Source organism: Streptomyces sp. NPDC001678 (assembly GCF_042892945.1).
Taxonomy (GTDB): domain Bacteria; phylum Actinomycetota; class Actinomycetes; order Streptomycetales; family Streptomycetaceae; genus Streptomyces.
Map to the genome: position 1 here is coordinate 306,759 of NZ_JBIAUP010000006.1, position 22,524 is coordinate 329,282.

Here is a 22,524-nt window from a genome sequence, read left to right on the forward strand (position 1 = left end):
GTCAGCTGTGTTGATGGGCTGACGCCCCTGCGGGCTCCTGTGGGTCGCGCGTGGCGAGCGTCACCCCGACCGCCACGGTCACCACCCCGGCCAGGCCCGCCAGCAGCACCGCCGCCCCGCCCGCGAACGTGCAGGCGAGGACGGCCAGCGCGGACAGCGGCAGCACCAGCTGCTGGGCCGTACCGCGCTTGTAGTGGCGGGAGTGGATGAGCCAGACGCAGAACATGAACAGCGCGGCGGGAACGGTGACGCAGGACGACGCCGCGAACGTGGAGATGTGCGCCTTGCCCACCGACTCCTCGACCGCCACCTCGATGCCCGCGCCGATGGCCGCCGCCGAGCCGAGGATCAGATAGTGGCCGTAGCCCCAGAGGAACGCCTGGCGGTTGGAGGCCAGATGGAGGTGGATGGGCACGGCGAAGTAGATCCAGTAGGCCGCGAAGATCAAAAGCAGTCCGCCGCTCGCGATCGGCAGCAGTTCCCCCACCGCCTCGTGCTCGTCCAGCGCGGACTGGACGGCGACGGTGGCTGCCGAGACCGTCTCGCCCAGCACGATGATCGTGAACAGGCCGTAGCGTTCGGCGATGTGATGCGGATGCCAGGCCGTCTGGTGCGAGGCCTCGGCGATGGTGGGCACGGCCATCTCGGCGATCGCCATCACCAGGAACACCCAGGGTTTGGCACGGTCGGGCAGTACGAGCAGCCCGAGCCAGCCCACCTGGCACAGGCTGACGCCGATGGCGTACTTCAGCGCGGTGCGCCGCTCGGCCCCGGCGCAGGCGTGCGCGGCCCGCAGCCACTGCGAGACGAGCGCGAGTCGCATCACCACGTAGCCGAGCAGGACGGCCGTGTAGTTCGCCTGGCCGAAGGCGCGGGGGATGCCCGCGGCCAGGATCAGCACACCGGCGATCTGGATCAGGGTCACGACGCGGTACACGACGTCGTCGGTGTCATAGGCGGAGGCGAACCAGCTGAAATTCATCCAAGCCCACCACACCGCAAAAAACACCATCAAATAGCCCGGAATGCCATGTCCGGGGTGTCCTTCGGCGAGCGCGTGGACCAGCTGTCTGCCTGCCTGGGCGACCGCGACGACGAAGCACAGGTCGAAGAAGAGCTCCAGGGGGGTCGCGGCCCGGTGCTCCTCGTCGCGCCCGCGCGCGGTCATCCGGCGCAGCACGCCGGAGCGCCGGGCGGGAGGCGGCTCCCCGGGCAGCGGCTCCTCGCTCATAGGGCGATTGTCACCGCCGTACGGGCCCGCCGCGCGCCGACGCGGCGGTGAGCGGTGGGCGGCCGCGCGGTCGGTGCCGCCCGTACCCTGGACGCATGAGCACCGCCCCTGAGCCCGCGCCCCGCCGGGACCCCGCCTCCCCGGCCGCCGCGCTGATCTTCGACGACCCGCTGGACCGGCAGTCCTCGGACGACACCGACCGCGGCTGGGGCGACCGCCCGGCCACCGGCGGCAGCGCCGCCGACCTGGCCCGCTTCCTGGACGAGAAGCCGCCCCACCACGTCTGAGACCTCGGCCCACGTCTGAGGCCTCGGCCCCGCCGCGCCACCTCAGCCGTCGGCCGGCCGGCCGCTGCCGAGGTGGAGGACGAAGTTGGCCATCCGGAGCCCCGGCGCGGGTTCCGAGTCGGCGGTGCGGTGGAAGCCGAGTCCGCCGTAAAGGGTCGTGGCGGGCCGGTTGGCCGCGCCCGTGCTGACCCGCACCTCGCCGCTGCCGATCACGTCGGTGAGCAGGTGGCGCAGCAGCCGGGTCGCGAGGCCGCGCCGGAAGAAGGCGGGGTCCACGCAGACCCGGTCGATCCAGGTGACCCGCGGGCCTGCGCCGGCCCGGGTCTGCCAGGCCACGAAGGCCGCCACCCGTCCGTCGTCGGTGAGCGAGCCCAGCCAGCGCAGCGGGCGGGCCCGCATGTCCTGGAGCGATTCGCGCAGGGCGGGGATGCCGTCGAAGCCGATGATGCCGGCCTCGACGGCATAGGCGCGCCGGCCCGCCTCGTGCACGGCGGCCGCGACCGCCGCGTCGTTCAGATCCAGCTCACGGACCAGCGGGTCCACCGGTGTCGGCACGCCTGCCGGGGCAGGAGCCGGGACGTCGTCGGGCATGCGCCGAATGCTAAGCGCTCCGCCGGGAGCCGCGGCGCCCCGGCAGCCCGGCTCCGTTACTCCTAGCGCTGGGCCGGAACGGAATCCGAGCCCGAGCCCGGGCCCCGGCGCTGCTCGATCAGGGTGTCGCGGATCTGAGCCAGCAGCTCGATCTCGGTGGGCTCGTCGGGCTTGGTCTCCGCCGGGGTCCTGGCGGCCTGGCGGTCCTGCCAGCGCTTCATGGGCAGCAGCATCAGGAAGTAGACCACCGCTGCCGTGATCAGGAACGTCAGCGAGGCGCTGAGCACCGAGCCCCACTGGATGTAGACGCCCTTGGTGACCTCGCCCGTGGCGCTGTTCCGGGAGCACGGGCCCTTGAGGCAGGACGCGTAGTGCTCGAGGTCCTTGGTGCCGAAGGCGCCCACGACGGGGTTGATGACGCCCTTCACCACAGAGTTCACGATGTTGGTGAACGCCGCTCCGATGACGACCGCGACCGCGAGGTCGATCACGTTGCCCCGCATCAGGAAGGCCTTGAAACCCCCGAGGACTCCTGTCTTGTTACCGCTCCCGGAGCTCACCGAACAACCTCTCTCTGTACGTACCTGTGCCGGAATGGCCGACTACATAACATACGAGAGAGTCTGGCTGGTCTGTCCAATCCGCAAACACGCGCCCGGGTGCTTCGGCGGCGCCCGCGCCGCCCCACGCGCACCGGCGCGAACACCGGCACCCGGCGCCCTGGCGGGGTCCAGGGCGCGGGGAAGGGGCGGGAAGCAGGACCTGCGGGGGCGACAGCGATCGCGGACACGGGGGATACGGGGAACACGGGGGACACCACCTGACGTGGGGAGCGGCAACGGACGCTCCCCACGATCCCGGCTCCGCGCCGATCCCGCTGAGCCCTGTGGACTACTCGCCGGTTGTGGACAACTCCGTCACCCCTGCGCCCCGTACGCGCCCCCTACGGCAGCTCGATCCCCAGGTCCCATCCCTCGTGCGCCCGCGTGCACAGACAGTCCCGGTCCTCCGTCTTCGGCAGCGCGCCCACCGCGTCGAAGAGCACCTCGCGCAGCCGGTCCACGTTCTCGCCGAAGACCCGCAGCACCTCCTCGTGGGAGACGCCCTCCCCGGCCTCCGCGCCCGCGTCCAGGTCCGTGACCAGCGCCATCGACGTGTAGCAGAGCCCCAGCTCACGGGCGAGGACCGCCTCCGGGTGCCCGGTCATGCCGACGACCGACCAGCCCTGCGCCGCGTGCCAGCGCGACTCGGCACGGGTGGAGAAGCGCGGCCCCTCGATCACGACCATCGTCCCGCCGTCCACCGGCTCCCAGCCGTGCCCGCGCGCCGCCCCGAGGGCCACCGAGCGTCCGGCGGGGCAGTAGGGGTCGGCGAAGGTCATGTGGACCACGTTGGGCACCGAGCCGTCGGGCAGCGGCTCCCCGTCGAAGAAGGTCTGGGCGCGGGACTTCGTACGGTCCACGAGCTGGTCCGGTACGAGCAGGGTGCCCGGTCCGTGCTCCGGGTGGAGACCGCCCACCGCGCACGGGCCCAGGACCTGCCGGACGCCGACCGACCGCAGGGCCCAGAGGTTGGCCCGGTAGTTGATGCGGTGCGGGGGAGTGCGGTGCTCGCGGCCGTGGCGGGGCAGGAAGGCCACCTTCCGGCCCGCCAGCTCGCCGAGGAAGAGCGAGTCGCTGGGCGCCCCGTAGGGCGTCTCCACCGTGATCTCGGTCACGTCGTCGAGGAAGGAGTAGAACCCCGAGCCCCCGATGACCCCTATCTCGGCCGTGTTCGTCGTTCCCGCAGTGTTCGCGGTCGTCGCTGCGCTGCTGGTCTCAACCATGGGCTCACCCTAAACGCCACGGAGCCCGTCGCCCCTGAAGCAGGTGGGGCGACGGGCTCCGTCGAAAAGGCGCGTGGGTCAGGCGGCCGAGCTGCTGCTCGCGGTGCTCGACGAGGAGGTGCTCGACGAGGAGGTGCTCGCGGTGCTCGAAGAGGACGACGAGCTCGCGGAAGACGAGGAGGACGACGTCGAGGACGTCGACTTCGACGCCGGGGTGCTGCTGGACGACGAGCCGCGGCTGTCGTTCCGGTAGAAGCCCGAGCCCTTGAAGACGATGCCGACCGCCGAGAACACCTTCTTGAGGCGTCCGTCGCACTGCGGGCACACGGTCAGGGCGTCATCGGTGAACTTCTGCACCGCCTCGAGGCCCTCGCCGCACTCGGTGCACTGGTACTGGTAAGTCGGCACTTGTTCCTCCTGGCACTCTCACTCAATGAGTGCTAACGACGCTCAATAGTGCAGTATTCCGGCCCGTCAGTCCACCGAAACGGGCTCACGGTGACCGACCCCACGTGCCGCGACGACCGACTCGCCCTTCGGCGTCAGCGCCTTGCGCAGGCCCAGCAGGACCACCAGCGCCAGCGCCGTACCGCCCAGCGGCACCAGGAATCCGGTGCTCGCGTCGTGGGCGTCGATCAGCCGGCCGCCCACGGTGGCGCCGGCCGCCTGGCCCAGGCCGACCGCGCCGGTCAGCCAGGTGAAGGCCTCCGTGCGGGCGCTCGCCGGGACGAGCTTCTCGACCAGCGTGTAGCCGGTGATCAGCGAGGGCGCGATGCACAGACCCACGAGCAGGCCCGCGGCGCCGAGCAGCGGCAGGGCGTGCGCGGCCCACAGCGGCGTGGTGGCCAGGACCAGCAGCGGGTAGGCGATCAGCAGCCGGCGCTGCGCGCTGGTCTTCCAGGCGATGGCGCCGCAGACGATGCCCGCGATCATGTTTCCGGCCGCGAACGTGCCGTACATCAGGCCGTTGAGGCCGGGCTCGCCGAGCTCCTTGGTGAAGGCGGTCATCGAGACCTGCATGCCGCCGAAGACCGTGCCGATGCCGAGCATGGCGATCGCCAGCACCCGGACACCCGGCACGGACAGCGCGGAGACGCTCTTGGCGCTCCCGGCGGCCGTGCGGCCCGTGGCGGCGGGCTGCGTACGCCGCTGGGAGGCGAAGACCAGACCGCCGATCAGCGTCAGGGCCGCCTCGGCGACCAGGCCGGCCGCCGGGTGGACGCCGGTGCACAGCGCGGTGGCCAGCACCGGGCCGATCACGAATGTGAACTCGTCGGTGACCGACTCGAAGGCCGCCGCCGTGGGCATCAGCGGCGAGCCGTCCAGCTTGGCCGCCCAGCGGGCCCGGACCATGGGGCCGATCTGCGGGGTCGACGCGCCGGCCGGCACGGCCGCCGCGAGCAGCGCCCACAGGGGCGCGTGCGACAGCGCGAGCACCGTCAGCAGTGAGATCGCGGCGGCGTGCACGACGACACCGGGGATGAGCACGGTGGCCTGTCCGTAGCGGTCCGCGAGCTTGCCGCCCAGCGGGGCGAACAGGGCCATGGCCACGCCCGCCGTCGCCGAGACGGTGCCCGCGGTGCCGTACGAACCGGTGGTGTCGTTGACCAGCAGCAGGATGCCGATCGTCAGCATCGCGAACGGCTGGCGCGCCAGGAACCCGGGGAGCAGGAACGACAGCGCGCCGCGCGTGCGCAGCAGGCTGCCGTACCCGGCACGGGCCTCGGTGGTGTCTTTGACCGTGGTTGCCACGGTCCGGCCTTTCCGCCGCCTGGTAGCGCACTCCGGAGAGACGGGGTAACGCCGCCACGGAGCGCGCCGAGAGCTGTCCTCTCGCGCAGGACCGTGGTAGATACCGATCCGGCCGCCTCATGCGGCCACGGCCGCCGTGCGGTCGCGCCAGCTCTGCGTCAGGCAGAGATGGTTCGATGTTGTCGGGTCCACGCGTGACGCCGAGAGGCCCCGGAGATCCCAGTGGTCCCGGAGATCCCGGTGGGACTCTCGCTACGCACGCGAATAGTCCGAATAGCTTACTTAACCAACTTCTTCTTCACCAGCCCCCTCTTTTCCTTCCGCTTTGCGACCGCACTCTCCGGGGACGCGGCGGTCGCGCCCAGCCAGCCCGCCAGCTTGCCGCCCTCACCGACCGCCCGCAGCCGTCGCTCGGCCGCGTCGCGCACCGGGTCGGTGGCCACGACCAGCAGCTCGTCGCCGTGGCGCAGCACGGTCGAGGGCCCCGGCACAAAGCTCGCGCCGTCCCGGACGACCAGGGTGACGGCGGCCCCGGCGGGCAGCCGCAGCTCGCTCACCTCCACGCCATGCATCCGCGAACCGTCGGGGACGGAGACCGACAGCAGATGCCCGCGCAGCCGCTCCAGCGGCGCCGACTCGATGCCCAGGTCCCGGGCCTCGTCGTCGTCGCCCAGCTTCAGCCACCGGGCCAGCCAGGGCAGCGTCGGGCCCTGTACCAGGGTGTAGACGATCACCAGCACGAAGACGATGTTGAATATCCGGCGGCTGTCGGGGACCCCGGCGACCATGGGGATGGTCGCCAGCACGATGGGCACCGCGCCGCGCAGCCCGGCCCAGGACAGCAGGGCCTTCTCCTGCCAGGGCGTCCGGAAGGGCGCCGTGCTCAGGAACACGGACAGCGGGCGGGCCACCATCGTGAGCACCAGTCCCACCACCAGCGCGGGCAGGATGTCGTCGCCCAGCTCGTGGGGGGTGACCAGCAGGCCCAGCAGTACGAACATGCCGATCTGGGCGATCCAGCCCAGCCCCTCGGCGAAGCCCCGGGTGGCCGGCGAGTGCGGCAGCTTGGCGTTGCCGAGGATCAGGGCGGCGAGATAGACGGCCAGGAAGCCCGAACCGTGGGCGAGCGCGCCGGTCGCGTAGGCGGTGACGGCGATGGCCATCACGGCGATCGGGTAGAGACCGGAGGCGGGCAGCGCCACGTGCCGCAGCCCGTACGCGCCCGCCATGCCTATCAGCATGCCGGCGGCGGCGCCGATGACCAGCTCCAGCGCGATCTTGCCGAGCAGCAGATACCAGTGGTCGACCGGGCCGGCGGCCGAGAAGGCCACGACGAGGATGACGACGGGGGCGTCGTTGAAGCCGGACTCGGCCTCCAGGACACCCGTGAGCCGTCCGGGCAGTGGAACGTTCCGCAGGACGGAGAAGACGGCGGCCGCGTCCGTGGAGGACACCACGGCGCCGATGATCAGTGCCTGGCGCCATTCGACGCCGGCCAGGTAGTGCGCGGCGGCGGCCGTCACACCGACGCTGATCGCGACACCGAAGGTGGAGAGCACGGCCGCCGCGGGCAGCGCCGGCTTGATCTCGTGCCACTTCGTGCCGAGACCGCCCTCGGCGAGGATCACGACCAGCGCCGCGTAGCCGATGACCTGGGTGAGCCCGACGTCGTTGAAGGAGACGCCGATGCCGTCCTGGCCGATGGCGACACCCATGCCGAGATAGAGGAGCAGGCTGGGGAGCCCGCTGCGTGAGGAGATCCGGACCGCCGCCACCGCCACGAGCAGCACGAGCGAGCAGATCAACAGGAGTTCGTTGAGGTGGTGGACAGTCAGGGGCCGGTCCCTTCACGAGATGTTCCACGGGCGTCGTCATACGGCGTCGGGGGTGTTCACGATTCGGCCGAAACGTTCCTCCTGTCCTGGGGCCTCCCGTCCTGGGGGCCGCGAAGGCGGGGGCAATGGGGGATGCGTCCAGAGGAAGTTAATTTCCTCATCTAATATTTTACGGGTTCTTAACGCCTCTTCGGCACCTCCGCTCTGGCCGGATGTCGATCGGCACGGCACCGCGTCCGGGCGCCCCGCGCCCTGCGCCTATGGTTGCTTCCAGCATTCCCAGGACCATCTGCCCCTCTAAGGACAGCGATGCCCGCCAACAAGAACGGCCCCGGCAAGAAGAAGAAAGGGCGACGCGCCCGCCTGCTCGTGATCACCACCGTGCTGCTGCTCGTGGCGGGCGTCGCCTTCGGCGCGTACTGGAGCGTCAGCACCGTTCGCGCCTCCTTCCCGGAGACCGACGGAACCCTCCAGCTCAAGGGCCTGTCCGGCCAGGTGAAGGTCGTCCGCGACGAGCACGGCATTCCCCAGGTCTACGCCGGCACGGCCGAGGACCTCTTCCGCGCCCAGGGCTTCGTCCAGGCGCAGGACCGCTTCTGGGAGATGGACGTCCGCCGTCATCTGACGGCCGGACGGCTCTCCGAGATGTTCGGATCCGGCCAGGTGGAGACCGACGCCTTCCTCCGCACCATGGGCTGGCGCAAGGTCGCGCAGCAGGAGTACGACACCAAGCTGTCGGCGACCACCAAGAAGTACCTCCAGGCCTACTCGGACGGCGTCAACGCCTATCTGAAGGACCACAAGGGCAAGTCGCTGTCCGTCGAGTACGCCGCCCTCGAGTTCCAGAACGACTACAAGCCCGAGGCCTGGACCCCGGTCGACTCCGTCGCCTGGCTCAAGGCGATGGCCTGGGACCTGCGCGGCAATATGAAGGACGAGATCGACCGCTCCCTCGCCTCCTCGCGGCTGACTCCCCAGCAGATCGACGACCTGTACCCGGGGTACCCGTACGACCGGAACAAGCCGATCGTCGAGGGCGGCGCGGTCGACTCCGCCAAGACCTTCGACCCCAAGGGCGCCGCCACCGGCGGGACCCAGTCCGCCGGTGCGCAGAACCCGGCCACGGCCGGGGGCGCGGGCGCGGCGAACGGTCTGCGCAGCAGCCTGGCCTCGCTGTCGAGCTCGCTGGAGAAGATCCCGGCGCTGCTCGGCCCCAGCGGCAACGGCATCGGCTCCAACTCGTGGGTCGTCTCCGGTGACTACACGACCACCGGAAAGCCGCTGCTGGCCAACGACCCGCACCTCGCGCCGCAGATGCCCTCGCTCTGGTACCAGATGGGCCTCCACTGCACCACCACCGGCGAGCAGTGCCCGTTCGACGTGGCCGGCTACACCTTCGCGGGCATGCCCGGCGTGGTCATCGGCCACAACAAGGACATCGCCTGGGGCATGACCAACCTCGGCGCCGACGTCTCCGACCTCTACCTGGAGAAGGTCACCGCCGACAGCTACCTCTACGACGGCAAGCAGAAGCCCTTCGTCACCCGCAAGGAGACCATCAAGGTCGCGGGCGAGAAGAGCCGTGAGATCACCGTCCGCGAGACCAACAACGGCCCGATCGTCTCCGACCGCAACGACGAGCTCGTCAAGGTCGGCGAGAAGGCGCCCGTGCAGGACCCGGCGCCGGACCGCGCCGAGGGCTACGCCGTCGCGCTGCGCTGGACCGCGCTGGACCCCGGCAAGACGATGGACGCGCTGTTCTCGCTGGACCTGGCGAGCGACTGGGCCTCCTTCCGCAAGGCGGCGGCCGACTTCGACGTCCCCTCGCAGAACCTGATCTACGCCGACACCAAGGGCAACATCGGCTACCAGGCCCCGGGCCGGATCCCCGTCCGCGGCAAGGCGGGCGGCGCGGCCAAGGGCGGCGACACCGGCGAGACCCCGCAGAAGGGCCAGACCGGGACGACCGGCGCGGCCGGTACTCCCGGCGTGCCGAAGACCGACGTCAACGGCGACGGCAAGATCGACGCCAAGGACGCCGCCAAGCCCGACGCGCAGACCGCCACGCCCGACGGCCGGCTGCCCGCGCCCGGCTGGGACCCGGCCTACCAGTGGACCGACTACGTGCCGCAGTCCGCGCTGCCGTACGACTACAACCCCAAGCGCGGCTACATCGTCACCGCCAACCAGGCCGTCGCCGACAAGAACTACCCGTACCTCCTGACGCAGGACTGGGGCTACGGCGCCCGCAGCCAGCGGATAAACGACATGATCCAGTCGAAGATCAAGGACGGCGGGAAGATCTCGACGGAGGACATGCAGAAGATGCAGATGGACAACAGCAGCGAGATCGGCAAGCTGCTGACGCCCTACCTGCTCAAGATCGACGTCAAGGGCGCCAACGAGCGCGAGACCAAGTACGTCCGCGAGGCGCAGAAGCTGCTGAAGGACTGGGACTACACCCAGGAGCCCGACTCGGCGGCCGCCGCGTACTTCAACGCGGTGTGGCGCAACACCCTCAAGCTCGCCTTCGGCAACAAGCTCCCCAAGGAGCTGCGGGTCAAGGGCCAGTGCCTGCGGGTGCGCCCGGCCAATGACTCCGGCCCGCAGGAGGACCTGGACGGCAACACCCGCCTGGTCCTGGAGTGCGGCGAGCGCGACCCCGACGCCGCGCAGCCCGACGGTGGCGACCGCTGGTTCGAGGTCGTCCGCAACATCCTCGACAAGCCCGACAACGCGTGGTGGAAGACCAACGGCACGCGTGCCAACCCGGGTGCCGCCAACCGCGACCAGCTGCTGGCCCAGGCGATGATCGACGCCCGCTGGGAGCTGACCTCCAAGCTCGGCAAGGACGTCACCCAGTGGAGCTGGGGCCGGCTGCACCAGCTGAACCTGAAGAACCAGACCCTCGGCAAGGAGGGCCCCGCCATCGTCCGGTGGATGCTCAACCGGGGCCCCTGGAACCTGGCGGGCGGCGAGGCGGCGGTCAACGCCGCCGGCTGGAACGCGGCGGGTGGCTACGGCGTGGTCTGGGTGCCGTCCATGCGGATGGTCGTCAACCTCGCCGACCTCGACAAGTCCCGCTGGATCAACCTCACCGGCGCCTCCGGCCACGCCTACAACGCCCACTACTACGACCAGACGGACATGTGGGCCAAGGGCGAGCTCCTGCCGTGGGCCTTCAGCAAGGAGGCCGTCGACAAGAGCAAGGACGCGGTGCTGACGCTGAAGCCGTGAGCCCTCCCGGCGGGGAGCCAGGTCCGGCGGTGCCGGGCGCCAGGCGCTCCGCTGGAAGCGCGGTCCTGCGGCCGCGGGTGGACTGTGGCTGGTCGCGCCCACGCGGCGGTAGCCGCAATAGCGACACCGTCCCGCGCCCCTGACGGGGCGCGGTACCGCTCAGCCGAAGCGGCGGACCCCGCCAGGGGTGATCACCGCGTGCACGGGGTGGTCGTGCGGTTCCTCCGGGACCCGCGCGACCACCTCGTTGTCGTAGAGGAGCACGACACGGGCGGGAGCGGCCCCCGCGCGGTCCAGCCGGGCCAGCACCCGGTCGTACGAGCCGCCGCCCCGCCCCAGCCGCAGCCCGCGCCCGTCCACGGCGAGCCCCGGCAGCAGCACCGCGTCGGCCCCGGTGACCGCGTCGGGGCCGAGCCGCTCCCCGTCGGGCTCCAGCAGGCCCCGGCCCGCCCGGACGAGATGCCCCGGGCCCCGGTAGAGCCCCCAGTCGAGATCGTTGTCCGGCAGCAGCACCGGCAGCAGCACCCGCACCCCTCGGTCACGCAGCGTGTCCAGCAGCGCGCGGGTGCCCGGCTCCCCGCCGATGGACACGTACGCGGCCACCGTCCGCGCCGTCGCCAGCTCCGGCAGCTCCAGGGCGCGCCGGCCCAGCTCCGTCTCGTACGCGCGGATGTCATCCCTGGTCAACCCGGCCCTCACCGCCAGGAGGGAGCGCCGCAGCGCCGCCTTGTCGGGCCGGGGGACCTCTGCTGACGAACCCATGGTTTCGGCAATCTCCTGTCTGGGGTCATACTCGGCGGAGTCACATCTTCCGCTCAGTCTCAACGGTTAGTGTTCGGCCCATGACTCAATCGCGCCCTCGGATCAGCAAGGCTGTCATCCCTGCCGCCGGGCTCGGAACCCGTTTTCTCCCGGCCACCAAGGCCACGCCCAAGGAGATGCTGCCGGTCGTCGACAAGCCGGCTATCCAGTACGTGGTGGAAGAAGCGGTTCACGCGGGTTTGTCGGACGTCCTCATGATCACGGGCCGTAACAAGCGCCCTCTTGAGGACCACTTCGACCGCAACTACGAGCTGGAGGAGGCACTGCGGCGCAAGGGCGACGAGTCCCGCCTCGCCAAGGTGCAGGAGTCCAGCGACCTCGCCACCATGCACTACGTGCGCCAGGGCGACCCCCGGGGCCTGGGCCACGCGGTGCTGTGCGCCGCCCCGCACGTGGGCGACGAGCCCTTCGCCGTGCTGCTCGGCGACGACCTGATCGACGCACGCGACCCGCTGCTCTCGCGCATGGTCGACATCCAGCGCCGGCACGGCGGCAGTGTGATCGCGCTGATGGAGGTCGACCCCGCGCAGATCGGGCTCTACGGCTGCGCGGCCGTCAAGCCCACCGACGTCGAGGGCGTCGTCGAGGTCACCGGCCTGATCGAGAAGCCCGGCCCCGGCGAGGCGCCCAGCAACTACGCGGTGATCGGCCGCTATGTCCTCGACCCGGCCGTCTTCGACGTGCTGCGCGAGACCGAGCCCGGCCGGGGCGGCGAGATCCAGCTCACCGACGCCCTCCAGGCCCTGGCCGCCGCGCCCGGCCTCGGCGGGCCCGTGCACGGCGTCGTCTTCAAGGGCCGCCGCTACGACACCGGCGACCGTGGTGACTATCTGCGTGCCATTGTCAGACTGGCATGCGAACGCGAGGATCTGGGACCGGACTTCCGGGCCTGGCTCCGGAGTTATGTCACCGAGGAGATGTAGCGACTTGAGCAGTGTGACGGACGGTTCGGACGGGTCGGCCGCCGAAGGAGACCGCGTCTGGTCGGTGGACGAGCACCTCGACGACATCCTGGGGAAGATCCGCCCGTTGGAGCCGATCGAGCTGCAACTCCTGGACGCGCAGGGCTGTGTGCTGGTGGAGGACGTCGTCGTCCCCGCCGCCCTGCCCCCCTTCGACAACAGTTCCATGGACGGCTACGCCGTCCGGACCGCCGACGTCGAGGGGGCGAGCGAGGAGTTCCCCGCCGTGCTCACCGTCGTCGGCGACATCGCGGCGGGCAGCGCCGAGCTGCCCGCCGTGGGTCCCGGCGAGGCCGTGCGGATCATGACGGGCGCCCCGCTGCCGCCCGGCGCCGAGGCCGTCGTGCCCGTCGAGTGGACCGACGGCGAGAGCGGCGAGGGCCCGGCCACGGCGATGGCCGCCGCCGGGGAGGACGCCCCCGAGGACGGTGACGGCTTCGGCGAGGTCCGCGTCCACCGTCCCGTCGCCGCCCGCGCCCACATCCGCGCCCGCGGCAGCGACGTCGCCGCGGGCGAGATCGCCGTGCGGGCCGGTACGGTCCTCGGCCCCGCCCAGCTCGGGCTGCTGGCCGCCATCGGCCGCGCCACCGTGACCGTACGGCCCCGCCCCCGCGTCGTCGTGCTCTCCACCGGCAGCGAGCTCGTGCCGCCCGGCGAGCCCCTGGGCGAGGGCCGCATCCACGACTCCAACAGCTTCATGCTCACCGCCTGCGCCCGGGACGCCGGCGCCCTCGCCTACCGCGCCGGCGCCGTCGACGACGACCCCGTGGTCTTCCGCGCCACCCTGGAGGACCAGCTCGTGCGCGCCGACGCCGTCGTCACCAGCGGCGGCGTCAGCGTCGGCGCGTACGACGTGGTCAAGGAGGCCCTGACCGGGCTGACCGGCGAGGAGGGCCGGGTCTCCTTCCGCCGGCTGGCCATGCAGCCCGGCAAGCCCCAGGGCTTCGGCCGCGTCGGCCCCGACCGGGTCCCCCTGTTCGCGCTGCCGGGCAACCCCGTCAGCTCGTACGTCTCCTTCGAGCTCTTCGTCCGGCCCGCGCTGCGCGCCCTGATGGGGCTCCCGCCCGTCGACCGCGAGACGGTACGGGCGGTGTGCGTGGACGGGGTGAAGTCCTCCCCGGCGGGGAAGCGGCAGTTCCTGCGCGGCCGCTACGCGGACGGCGAGGTCACCCCGGTCGGCGGGGCGGGCTCCCATCTGGTCAAGGCCCTCGCCGACGCGGACGCCCTGATCGTCGTCCCCGAGGACACCACGTCCGTGGATCCGGGCGCCGAAGTGGAAGTCGTCCTTCTGGGCTGACGCCCTTCCCCGAGGGCGTCCTTCCCGACCGGCCCGCGCTCCCGCCGGGTACGGTGGCTGCCCACAGGGACCGGACCGGGAGAACGATGAGCAGCGGCCAGGAGCACCTCACCCATCTCGACGCCACGGGCGCGGCCCGCATGGTCGACGTCTCGGCCAAGGAGGTCACCGCGCGCACCGCGAGGGCCACCGGCCGGGTGCTGGTCTCGCCGCGCGTCGTGGAACTGCTGCGGGGCGAGGGGCTGCCCAAGGGCGACGCCCTCGCCACCGCCCGGATCGCCGGGATCATGGGCGCCAAGCGGACGCCCGAGCTGATCCCCCTCTGCCACCCGCTCGCCCTCTCCGGGGTGACGGTCGACCTGACCGTCACCGACGAGGCCGTGGAGATCCTCGCGACCGTGCGGACCACGGACCGCACGGGCGTGGAGATGGAAGCGATGACGGCCGTCGCCGTCGCCGGGCTGACCGTGGTCGACATGGTCAAGGCCGTCGACAAGGCGGCGGTGATCGCGGACATCCGCGTCGAGGAGAAGACGGGCGGGAAGTCCGGCCGCTACGTCCGGCAGGGAGCGGGCGCGTGACGGCGCCGTACCGGGCCCTGGTGGTCACCGCCTCCAACCGGGCCGCGGCGGGCGTCTACGAGGACCGGGGCGGGCCCCTCCTCGCGGCCGGGCTGGCGGCCATGGGCTTCGCCGTGGACGGGCCCCGCGTGGTGCCGGACGGCGACCCGGTCGAGGCCGCGCTGCGCGAGGCGGTCGCCGCCGGGTACGACGTGGTGCTGACCACCGGCGGCACCGGGATCTCCCCCACCGACCGCACCCCCGAGGCCACCCGCCGCGTCCTGGACCACGAGGTCCCCGGCATCCCCGAGGCCATCCGGGCCGAGGGCCTGGCCAAGGTGCCCACGGCCGCGCTCTCCCGGGGCCTGGCCGGGGTGGCCGGACGGACGCTGATCGTCAACCTGCCGGGGTCGACGGGCGGCGTACGCGACGGGCTGGCCGTCCTGGAGCGGCTGCTCCGGCACGCGGTGGACCAGCTCCACGGCGGCGACCACGCCGGTGGGGACCACGCCGGTGGGGACCATGCCGGCGGGGACGGGCCGGGCGGTGACCCCTCAGGGGGAGGCGGGCCCGGCGTCGATCACCCGAGAAACCCCGCAGTCGCCCCATGAACATCTGGCCGGTGGAGCTGGCGGACGGCGATGTCGCCCTGCGCCCCATAAAACTGCGCGACCAGCGCGCCTGGCGCGAGGTCAACCGGCGCAACCGTGACTGGCTGCGCCCCTGGGAGGCCACCGTGCCCCCGCCGCCGCCCGGTGGGCCCGTCGCCCAGCGCCCCACCTACCGGCAGATGGTCCGCCATCTGAAGGCCGAGGCACACGCCGGGCGGATGCTGCCGTTCGTGATCGAGTACCGGGGGCAGCTCGTCGGCCAGCTGACCGTGGCCGGGATCACCTGGGGCTCGATGTGCTCGGCCCACATCGGCTACTGGGTGGACGAGGCCGTGGCGGGCCGGGGCGTGATGCCCACGGCCGTGGCGCTGGTGGTGGACCACTGCTTCCACGCGGTAGGGCTGCACCGCGTGGAGGTGTGCATCCGGCCGGAGAATCTGCCCAGCCGCCGGGTGGTGGAGAAACTGGGATTCCGCGAGGAGGGCCTGCGCCCCCGCTATCTCCACATCGACGGCGCCTGGCGCGACCACCTGGTCTACGCGCTGACCGCCGAGGAGGTCCCCGAGGGGCTGCTGGCGCGCTGGCACCGGTCCCGGCCGAGGGGCGGGACGGGCAACGGGACGGGCGCGGGGACCGGACTCTCCCCGGAAATAAAATAAACGTTCGAATTGACCGGTCAATTGACGGTATTCGTAGGGTTCCGATCTCAACAATCACAAAAAAAGTTCGAGATATCAGCCGGATCGTGCGACACACCGCGCCAATTGGCGGAATCATCTGCGCACACCCCTCTACCGTGTGAAGGGTGAGCAGCAGCGGCCTGATCTACGCAGTCATCGTCGGGGCCTGGGCCGCCTACTTGGTGCCGATGTGGCTCCGTAGGCAGGACGAGCTCAATGAAGCCCGTCCGACGGAACGCTTCAGCACGGCCATCCGGTTGCTGTCCGGACGGGCGGGCATGGAGCGCCGTTACGCCAAGGACCTGGAGGGGCGTGTCCCCGCCGAGGCGGCGGCCCCCGGGGAAGCCGGGGAGCCGGAGCCCCGGGCGCCCGAGCCGGAAGCGGCGACCGAAATGGTCGACGTCCGGTCCTTCGGCGCGCCCGCGTCCGGACGGCCGGACGCCGCGCAGGCGCCCCCGGCGGCCCCACCGGCGTCTTCGTCGGCATCCGCATCGGCGTCCGCGTCGGCGTCTCCGCCTCCGTCCGCGTCGCCGTCGGCCCCGGCCGCCCAGGCGGGCGCCCTGACGGCGGCCGAGCGTGCCCGGCGCTCCAAGGTGCTGGCCCGCCGCCGCCGGACCACGGTGCTGCTCTTCCTCGCCTTCTCCCTGGGCGCGGTCGTCGCGGGCGTCGGCGGCCTCGCCCTCCTGTGGGTGCCGGGCGTCCCGGCCGCGCTGCTCAGCGCGTACATCTGCTACCTGCGCGTCCAGGAGCGCCGCCGCTTCGCCTTCACCATGGACCAGCGCCGCGCCGAACTGGCCGCCCAGCGCCTCCGCGAGGGGCGTGCGCGCTCCCACTCCGCGCCCCCCGAGGACGGCCCCGCCGACGCCGACACCGTTGTCCACCACACGGCGCCCCCGGCGGCGGGCGGCGCGGCCGCCGCGCGCAGCGCGGGCCGGCGCGCCCTGGTCGAGCAGACCGACCACGCCGAGTGGGTCGACCAGCAGCGCGACCGGGACCCGGGCGAGGGCTGGGAGCCCGTGCCCGTCCCGCTGCCCACCTATGTCTCCGCGCCGGTGGCCCCCCGGGCGACCGGCGCCGGCGCGGCGGACACCTGGAGCTCGGCCCGCTCCAGCACCGCCGAGCCGGCCGACGCCCACCGTCCGCCCGCCGAGGACCGCCGCTCGACCCGCCCCCGCCGCCCCCGGCGCGAGCGCGGGCACACCCCGCTGTTCGACCAGTACGCCGACGAGGGTCGTCCCCGCGCCGCCAACGAGTGACGCCGACGAGTGACGCCGGGGGCCGCTCCCCGCGCTGACCAGCGGAGGCGATGGGGAGCGGATTTCCGAACAGCGCGGTGGGGGTGCTAGAGTTTCACTCGTTGCAAGGGCCTGTGGCGCAGTCCGGTAGCGCACCTCGTTCGCATCGAGGGGGTCAGGGGTTCAAATCCCCTCAGGTCCACAACAGGACCGTTCTTGAGTTAGCTCAGGATCGGTTGATGAGATCCCGTCCGATCACTCTGATTGGACGGGATCTTTTCGTTTCTGGGGTGTTCGGGAGGTCCGGGTGCTGGCGGAGGTCGAGTTCGGGCGTCGTCAGGTCCGGGCTGGCTCGAGTTCCTGGCGTCGCGGGCATGCCGCTGCAGCCGACCGGGTTCGGCGGCTGGTGGGTGTGTGCGGTTGTCGGGCCGTTGCGTCAGGACGGGTTCGGCGGAGGTGGCCTGCTTCCGAAGCCGATGATGTCGGGCTCGTGGCTGCCGTCCGAACCCATCTCCACGGCCTTGATCGCTTCGAAGTCGTTGTCCGTGAGAGCGTTTCCGGAGCGCTCTATGAGCCAGGTCTCAAGTGTCGTCAGGTTCGCAACGGTGAGCATGAGGGCGACCAGGAGTGTCTGGGCGACCTGGCCGGTGGCGGGCCGGTGTTTGGGGTTGCCGATGTCGAGGTCGTCGCTTTTGAAGCGGCCGTTGGCGCCTTCGTTGTGGCTGCGGATGGGTTTGTAGGAGCTGTCCCAGGCGGTGCTGAGGTAGTGCTCATCCCGCCGGTACTTGGCGATGCGGAAGTCGTCGCCGATGCCCGCGTCGGCTCGCAGGGTGATGGCGGATGCGCTGCAGACCTTGGGCAGTTCCCCTTTCGGCGGTGGGGTGTGCCACTCGCCTTCGGGAAGTTGAACGGGAGGACGCGCGGCGGGGTGGCCGGCGCGAGCGCGTGCCTGGGCCAAGTCGACTGTGACCGGAGGCAGACTGGCGGTGCGAGTGGATTGTGGCCGCAGTCGTTGGCGGCAGGGGCAGTTGACCGGGGGAGAGGGCCCGGCGGCGGGGCACTGCAGGCGGATGGTGCCGCGGTGGTCGGGACCTTCTTTGAGCTTGAGGTGGTAGGGGCCACGGGCGGTGATCAGCTCTCGCAGCTGAGGGCTGCGCAGGCGGACGGCTTTGTCGTCTGCTCCTGTGGTGGCGTCGATCAGCTCGGTGGGAGTGAGGGGACAGAGGAACGAGCCGCCGACGAGCGGGGCGCCGCCCCAGCTGCCCTGACGGCCGCGTTCGATGGCCTTGTAGTCGAGAGCGAGGCGGTAACCGAGTCGGCGGGCGGGGATCTGGAAGTTCTCCGGCGACTGCCCGGTGTAGGCGCGGTCGGCTGCGCAGGTCCCGGCAGGAAGGCCGAAGGCCTTGAGCTGGCTGAGTACGGTGATCGCGTTGTGGCCCGTGCGGACGGTGGGGGTGTCCAGGACGAGGCCCAGGCACAGCTGTGGATACGCCTTGGCCCGGGCGGCACTGTCGCTGCGGTGCGCGGCGACGGCGAGAGTGGCGCTGTAGCCGAAGACGCCCTCGTCGGAGCCGCCGCTGTAGTGCCAACCCGCGGTGATCTCGGCCGAGGCAGTCTGCGAGCGGTCGCTGTCCGGGAGAGCGAGAACGGGGATGGAAGTGGCGTCGACGCCGACGTCCCCGTGCCAGCCCTTGAGATGGCCGCGCCGCTGGGCCATGCGAACCACACTCAGGACCAGCTGGTTGGCCAGTTGCTGCAAAACGGCAGCGGTCTGGCGCCCTCTCGCGCCATCCCACCGGGCCGCGATGGCTTCGGCCTCGTGGAGGGGGAGGCGCTTGCGACGGTCGCAGCGGGCCGGGTCGAGCACAGTGGTGATCCGGTCCAGGCCGCGGTAGAGGCATCGGCTGGTCGCGATGCGGGACCGTGCCGTGTGCGGCGGGTGTTCCGGGATCCCCAGCCATGCCCTGGCCCGTGGCCGCAGGCTGAAGTGCGTGATCCGCCACGCATCGGCGACGGTCGCGCGTCCGGTGTAGTACACGGCCAGCAGCAACGCTGCCAGCACTGTGCGGGGCCGCATCCCGGCAGGCCCCGGCCGGCCCTCAAGAAGAGCCTCGAGGGCTTGGGGGACGCCGGAGCGGTCCAGCAAGGTCAGCAGCTGCCCGACTTAGTCGGGGATCTGGACGGGTCCGCTGCGGCGGATACGGGGCCGCAGCAGCCGGGCTGCGGCCTCCGGATCGTCCGGGCGCCGCATCAAGGGCGGCGCCCGCGCAGAAGATGGGCGGCCGTCTCCCGGTCCAGCGGAGGCACCCATTGGTGGTAGGGAGCCAGCGCGGCCATCGACGTCATGCCTGCCGACTCGGCGACCAGAGCCGGTGCGATGCCCAGGGCAAGCAGTTTCACGATCCACGTCGAGCGCAGACGCCTGGCCGACAGCGGTGGCAGTCCGGCAGGTGGACGGTGGCGGGCCGGCCAGGAGCTGACCAGGTTCTTCGCCGTGGCGACTTTCCGGTGCGGGCGGAAGAGGTAGTCGTGCCCGGCGATGGCAGCCAGCTCGGAGAGCGTTTCCTCCCAGCCGGCCTGACAGGCCACCAGCCTGTTCAGCCCTTCGACCAGTGCGAGCCCGCTCCTGGCCGTGCGGATGTCGGTGCCCCGGACGGCCCGGAGCTCACGGGGCATCAGGCCGCATCCGGCCGTCAGAGCCATCAGCGCCTGACCGCCCAGCCGGGCCCGGCCGCCCAGCAGCTCTGCCCAGGACCGCAGCCTGCTCAACTCTCCTGCCTGGTAAGGAGGCTGCGGACCTCTCGGGGCAGACAGTCGGACGGGAGGCGCTTCTCCGCGCTGGACCCAGACCAGAGCCTCATGAGTCCGCCGCAGCCACGACCGGTAGGTCTGCAGAGTGTCTGGGGCCTTGCTGGTGCAGCCCGACAGCACGAACGCGTCGATCGTCTCTGTCCGCAGCCACACCGCTGGATCCATCGGCAGCCCAGTCCCGTTCGCCCAGGCTGCAAGCCGCCCGACGGCATGCATCAGATGCCCGGCCTCGTAACAGGTGATCGGTGCGGCGGCGGCCACGGTGGCGCGGACCTGATCGGCGATCCGCGCCCACTTCTCCGGAGGCAGCTTCGGGCGGTAGTCGCGGATACGGGCCGAAACCTCGGGGAGAGCGTCACGCTCCACCAATATCGGCTGGACAAGCAGCCGGTGGGATCGAGCAGGACATTCACCGAAAGAAGTGCATTCGCATGGTCGGAGGACGCGCCCGCAGCCGCCCGCCGCTGGAGCTTGCCCACGATCCGGAAGCCTGGCCCCACGCGGCAGTCGACGATCCCGCTGCCATGGTGATCCAGGACATCGCCCGCGCTCTCACGACGGCTCTGACCAGCCAGAAGAGAAGCCTTCGACGGGCCACAGAAGGCTCCGGCGTCAACCGCCAGGCCATCGCCGACCTCATTGCCGGACGCTGCTGGCCCGACATCGCCACTGTCGCCCGACTCGAGAACTTCCTCGCCGTCCCTCTGTACCCGCACAGGGATGGAACGTGCATTTCGCATGAAGACCGGCCTTCCGGCGCCCGGAGCCGACGGACTCCGGGCGCGACGAAATAGGCCACGCGCCCCCGAGATGAACGCGATTGCTCTAATCTCGGGGGCAAACGTGAGCCACTGACAAGGGGTTCCACGTCACCGGTTCCGAAGAGGGGTCAACCTCAGCGGAACCAGTTCCCTCCTCCCCGCAACGGGAGGAGGGAACAACTCTTCAACGGCGTATCGTCAGGCGCCCCCTTCTGCTAGCGGTTCCTGCGAGTGTGCGGCCTGGCGGATCACGAACTCCCCCGCCGACACCCGGACCAGCTGGCCTGCAGTCACCAGGCGCTTGCAGGAGCCCCGGATCGTCTCCCGGGCGGAATCACCCTCCTTGCCCTTCGTAGGTCGACCCAGGGCTTCAGCGATCTCCTTCGGCTTCATCGGCCTCCCAGCCGTTACAAGCACCTGGACAATGGCCCGCATGAGGCCGCTGGTCTGCGTCCGCTTCTGCTTCGCCCCTTCCCGGGAAGAGCCCCTGCGGCCGCCGCTGGTCGTGGTGCCTGACCGACCTGACTCCGCCAGCCGACTGGCAAGCCCCGTTTCCCGGCCGGGAGACGAATCCGGTTCCTCAGGCGCTTGTGCGGCCCTACGAGTGGGAGACGGAACGTCCGCGAGGAGTTCCTCCAATGCATCGGCCAGCTGATCCCTCGCGTCCTGAGCCTTGGTGAGGCCGGCCTGCACCGAAGCCAGCTTGTCCTGCAGTGCGGCCAGCTCTGCTTCCAACTGCTCGTGATGCACCTGCAGCTTGTCGACCTTGGCCGAGTAGAACCCGACAGCCGCTCGCAGTCCCTGTGCCGCAGCGGCCCCGTCCTCGCCTGCCGACCCCACCCAGGACCCCAATCACCAGAAGATCAGCTCAACGCCGCACATCGTAGGGAACGCCAGACGCCCCAGCTCGCCAAACCGTCGACAACAGCCCAGCAGTTGGACGCGGGGTCTGATGTTGCCCGCCGGCCTCTCGGCGGCCAGTACGGAGAGCACCTGGCTCGGGTGCGGATCCCCCCGTCGATACGGCGATGCATCGACGGGCAGTCGGTCCGAGAACCAGCAGTAGCTGAGCGGCGCCCCGGCGGTCCTTGCCCGGATCGTGGTGGTGGTATGGAGAGTTGGCGCTCAGGCAAGCAAGGCCAGACGCGGTGAGCCGCAGGCGACGACAAGAAAGGTCAGCCACTCTCGCTATCAGCCAGGCCCATCTTGGATCCTCTGCCGTGCACTGCGTATTTGAGCCAGGATGGCGAATCGTGACCGGCCTGAAGGAATTTTCCAGCCAGGTTGATCAAGTAGCACTGACGGGGCGCCTCCAAGTGCTGACCGGAAAACATGCGGTCATGCCCACAGCCTGCCGGAATGACCGCGACTGGCGCTCGCTACGTAGTGTGATCGTCCTTGATCGAAGGGGAAGGGGATTCCTCCCTACCGCTTCGCATACCCGCCGTTCCCCTCGTGAGGCGGTATCTCAACAGCGTGTTTAGGTCGGGCCCTTGCTTTCTTAATGCCTGGATCGCGTGGGGCGGGCATGTAATTATTCGTAACGCGCTCCAGGCCCCTTAAGGAAAAGCAAGAAAATGCTGGGGGAAGTGCTGGGGTGCTGCATCATTCAGTCCTCGCCTCTTAGGCGGGCGAACGGATAGGAATGAAGATGAAGAAGATAATTGCAGGTATAGGCGTAGCCCTCGGCGGTGCCTCGCTTCTCGTGGTCACTCAGGGATCGGCGCACGCGTCGGAAGCCTCGGTGGCGCCTACTGTCGCTGTTGAGGCTCAGGACTCGGGCAATGCTCCGCAGGCAATCGGAGGTCTGGGCAAGCTCGCAGGTAAGGCGGCTAGTGCTGTAGGCAAGGCAGGCAAGGCTGCCGGCCGTGCCGCCGAGAGGGCCGCAGTTCACGCCAAGGCGGCGGCCGAGCTGGCCGGCGACCAGGCCGCAGAGCTCGCCGGTAACGCCACGGACTTGCTCGGCGCACCCTCTAACCAGTCGCTTCCCGACGGCGCTTCCGTCGAGACGGTCTTCGACAAGTGAA

General features: G+C 71.0%; 20 protein-coding genes and 1 tRNA gene. 10 read left to right on the top strand and 11 right to left on the bottom strand.

The genetic code is table 11. The features are described from left to right. Position 1: 1 nt before the first annotated feature. Positions 2-1,231 carry a low temperature requirement protein A gene (locus ACFYZR_RS15645; RefSeq protein ID WP_391910331.1) on the bottom strand — a complete coding sequence of 410 codons (1,230 nt, stop codon included), beginning with the start codon at positions 1,229-1,231 and terminating at the stop codon, positions 2-4. A gap of 95 nt (positions 1,232-1,326) precedes the next feature. Between ACFYZR_RS15645 and ACFYZR_RS15650 the strand changes: the two genes are divergently transcribed. Next, on the top strand, positions 1,327-1,518 hold the full coding sequence (locus tag ACFYZR_RS15650) for a hypothetical protein (RefSeq protein WP_391910333.1): 192 nt from the start codon (positions 1,327-1,329) through the stop codon (positions 1,516-1,518). Between the two features lie 42 nt (positions 1,519-1,560). Here the strand turns inward: ACFYZR_RS15650 and ACFYZR_RS15655 are convergent, their stop codons facing one another. The 6 genes from ACFYZR_RS15655 to ACFYZR_RS15680 form a co-directional block, all read right to left on the bottom strand. Beyond that, positions 1,561-2,109, bottom strand: coding sequence for a GNAT family N-acetyltransferase (locus ACFYZR_RS15655; RefSeq protein WP_391910335.1), 549 nt, complete (start codon positions 2,107-2,109; stop codon positions 1,561-1,563). Between the two features lie 62 nt (positions 2,110-2,171). Then, on the bottom strand, positions 2,172-2,669 hold the full coding sequence (mscL, locus tag ACFYZR_RS15660; RefSeq protein ID WP_391910337.1) for a large conductance mechanosensitive channel protein MscL: 498 nt from the start codon (positions 2,667-2,669) through the stop codon (positions 2,172-2,174). 383 nt (positions 2,670-3,052) lie between these two features. Beyond that, complete coding sequence (locus tag ACFYZR_RS15665; protein ID WP_391910339.1) at positions 3,053-3,934, bottom strand: S-methyl-5'-thioadenosine phosphorylase; 882 nt, start codon at positions 3,932-3,934, stop codon at positions 3,053-3,055. A gap of 78 nt (positions 3,935-4,012) precedes the next feature. Then, complete coding sequence (locus tag ACFYZR_RS15670; RefSeq protein ID WP_391910341.1) at positions 4,013-4,342, bottom strand: FmdB family zinc ribbon protein; 330 nt, start codon at positions 4,340-4,342, stop codon at positions 4,013-4,015. A gap of 66 nt (positions 4,343-4,408) precedes the next feature. Then, positions 4,409-5,686 (bottom strand): MFS transporter, encoded by a 1,278-nt coding sequence (locus ACFYZR_RS15675; protein ID WP_391910345.1) that lies wholly within the window; start codon positions 5,684-5,686, stop codon positions 4,409-4,411. Positions 5,687-5,964: 278 nt separating this feature from the next. Continuing rightward, positions 5,965-7,491, bottom strand: coding sequence for a potassium/proton antiporter (locus ACFYZR_RS15680; RefSeq protein ID WP_391910347.1), 1,527 nt, complete (start codon positions 7,489-7,491; stop codon positions 5,965-5,967). A gap of 339 nt (positions 7,492-7,830) precedes the next feature. Here ACFYZR_RS15680 and ACFYZR_RS15685 point away from each other — a divergent pair, with 339 nt between their 5' ends. Further along, entirely contained in the window at positions 7,831-10,758 is a 2,928-nt protein-coding gene (locus tag ACFYZR_RS15685) for a penicillin acylase family protein (protein WP_391910349.1), read from the top strand. Positions 10,759-10,917: 159 nt separating this feature from the next. On the opposite strand, the gene ACFYZR_RS15690 is transcribed toward ACFYZR_RS15685, so the two are convergent. After that, positions 10,918-11,520 (bottom strand): 5-formyltetrahydrofolate cyclo-ligase, encoded by a 603-nt coding sequence (locus tag ACFYZR_RS15690; RefSeq protein ID WP_391910351.1) that lies wholly within the window; start codon positions 11,518-11,520, stop codon positions 10,918-10,920. A gap of 80 nt (positions 11,521-11,600) precedes the next feature. On the opposite strand from ACFYZR_RS15690, the gene galU reads away from it, so the two are divergent. The 7 genes from galU (at position 11,601) to ACFYZR_RS15725 (ending at position 17,127) form a co-directional block, all read left to right on the top strand. Next, entirely contained in the window at positions 11,601-12,503 is a 903-nt protein-coding gene (gene galU, locus ACFYZR_RS15695; RefSeq protein ID WP_391910353.1) for a UTP--glucose-1-phosphate uridylyltransferase GalU, read from the top strand. Further along, on the top strand, positions 12,484-13,839 hold the full coding sequence (gene glp, locus ACFYZR_RS15700; protein ID WP_391910355.1) for a gephyrin-like molybdotransferase Glp: 1,356 nt from the start codon (positions 12,484-12,486) through the stop codon (positions 13,837-13,839). Before galU ends, glp begins: the two co-directional genes overlap by 20 nt. Positions 13,840-13,925: 86 nt before the next feature. Next, positions 13,926-14,420, top strand: coding sequence for a cyclic pyranopterin monophosphate synthase MoaC (gene moaC / locus ACFYZR_RS15705; RefSeq protein WP_391910357.1), 495 nt, complete (start codon positions 13,926-13,928; stop codon positions 14,418-14,420). Next, positions 14,417-15,010 (top strand): molybdenum cofactor biosynthesis protein B, encoded by a 594-nt coding sequence (locus ACFYZR_RS15710; protein WP_391910359.1) that lies wholly within the window; start codon positions 14,417-14,419, stop codon positions 15,008-15,010. The genes moaC and ACFYZR_RS15710 overlap by 4 nt, the downstream gene beginning before the upstream one ends. Next, on the top strand, positions 15,007-15,669 hold the full coding sequence (locus ACFYZR_RS15715; protein WP_391910361.1) for a GNAT family N-acetyltransferase: 663 nt from the start codon (positions 15,007-15,009) through the stop codon (positions 15,667-15,669). Before ACFYZR_RS15710 ends, ACFYZR_RS15715 begins: the two co-directional genes overlap by 4 nt. 146 nt (positions 15,670-15,815) lie before the next feature. Further along, positions 15,816-16,946, top strand: coding sequence for a gephyrin-like molybdotransferase receptor GlpR (gene glpR / locus ACFYZR_RS15720; RefSeq protein WP_391910364.1), 1,131 nt, complete (start codon positions 15,816-15,818; stop codon positions 16,944-16,946). 107 nt (positions 16,947-17,053) lie between these two features. Next, positions 17,054-17,127: transfer RNA gene (locus ACFYZR_RS15725), tRNA-Ala, on the top strand. Between the two features lie 234 nt (positions 17,128-17,361). Here the strand turns inward: ACFYZR_RS15725 and ACFYZR_RS15730 are convergent. The 3 genes from ACFYZR_RS15730 to ACFYZR_RS15740 all read right to left on the bottom strand — a co-directional run bounded on the left by ACFYZR_RS15730 (position 17,362) and on the right by ACFYZR_RS15740 (position 21,247). Beyond that, the gene (locus tag ACFYZR_RS15730; RefSeq protein ID WP_391910366.1) at positions 17,362-18,975 is read right to left on the bottom strand and encodes a hypothetical protein; all 1,614 of its coding nucleotides are present in this window, start codon (positions 18,973-18,975) and stop codon (positions 17,362-17,364) included. A gap of 200 nt (positions 18,976-19,175) precedes the next feature. After that, a complete protein-coding gene (locus ACFYZR_RS15735; RefSeq protein ID WP_391910368.1) occupies positions 19,176-19,694 on the bottom strand; it encodes a hypothetical protein in 519 nt (172 codons plus the stop codon). A 1,001-nt stretch (positions 19,695-20,695) separates the two neighbouring features. After that, entirely contained in the window at positions 20,696-21,247 is a 552-nt protein-coding gene (locus ACFYZR_RS15740) for a hypothetical protein (RefSeq protein WP_391910370.1), read from the bottom strand. A gap of 895 nt (positions 21,248-22,142) precedes the next feature. Between ACFYZR_RS15740 and ACFYZR_RS15745 the strand changes: the two genes are divergently transcribed. Further along, positions 22,143-22,523 carry a hypothetical protein gene (locus ACFYZR_RS15745; RefSeq protein WP_391910372.1) on the top strand — a complete coding sequence of 127 codons (381 nt, stop codon included), beginning with the start codon at positions 22,143-22,145 and terminating at the stop codon, positions 22,521-22,523. Position 22,524: the final 1 nt, after the last annotated feature.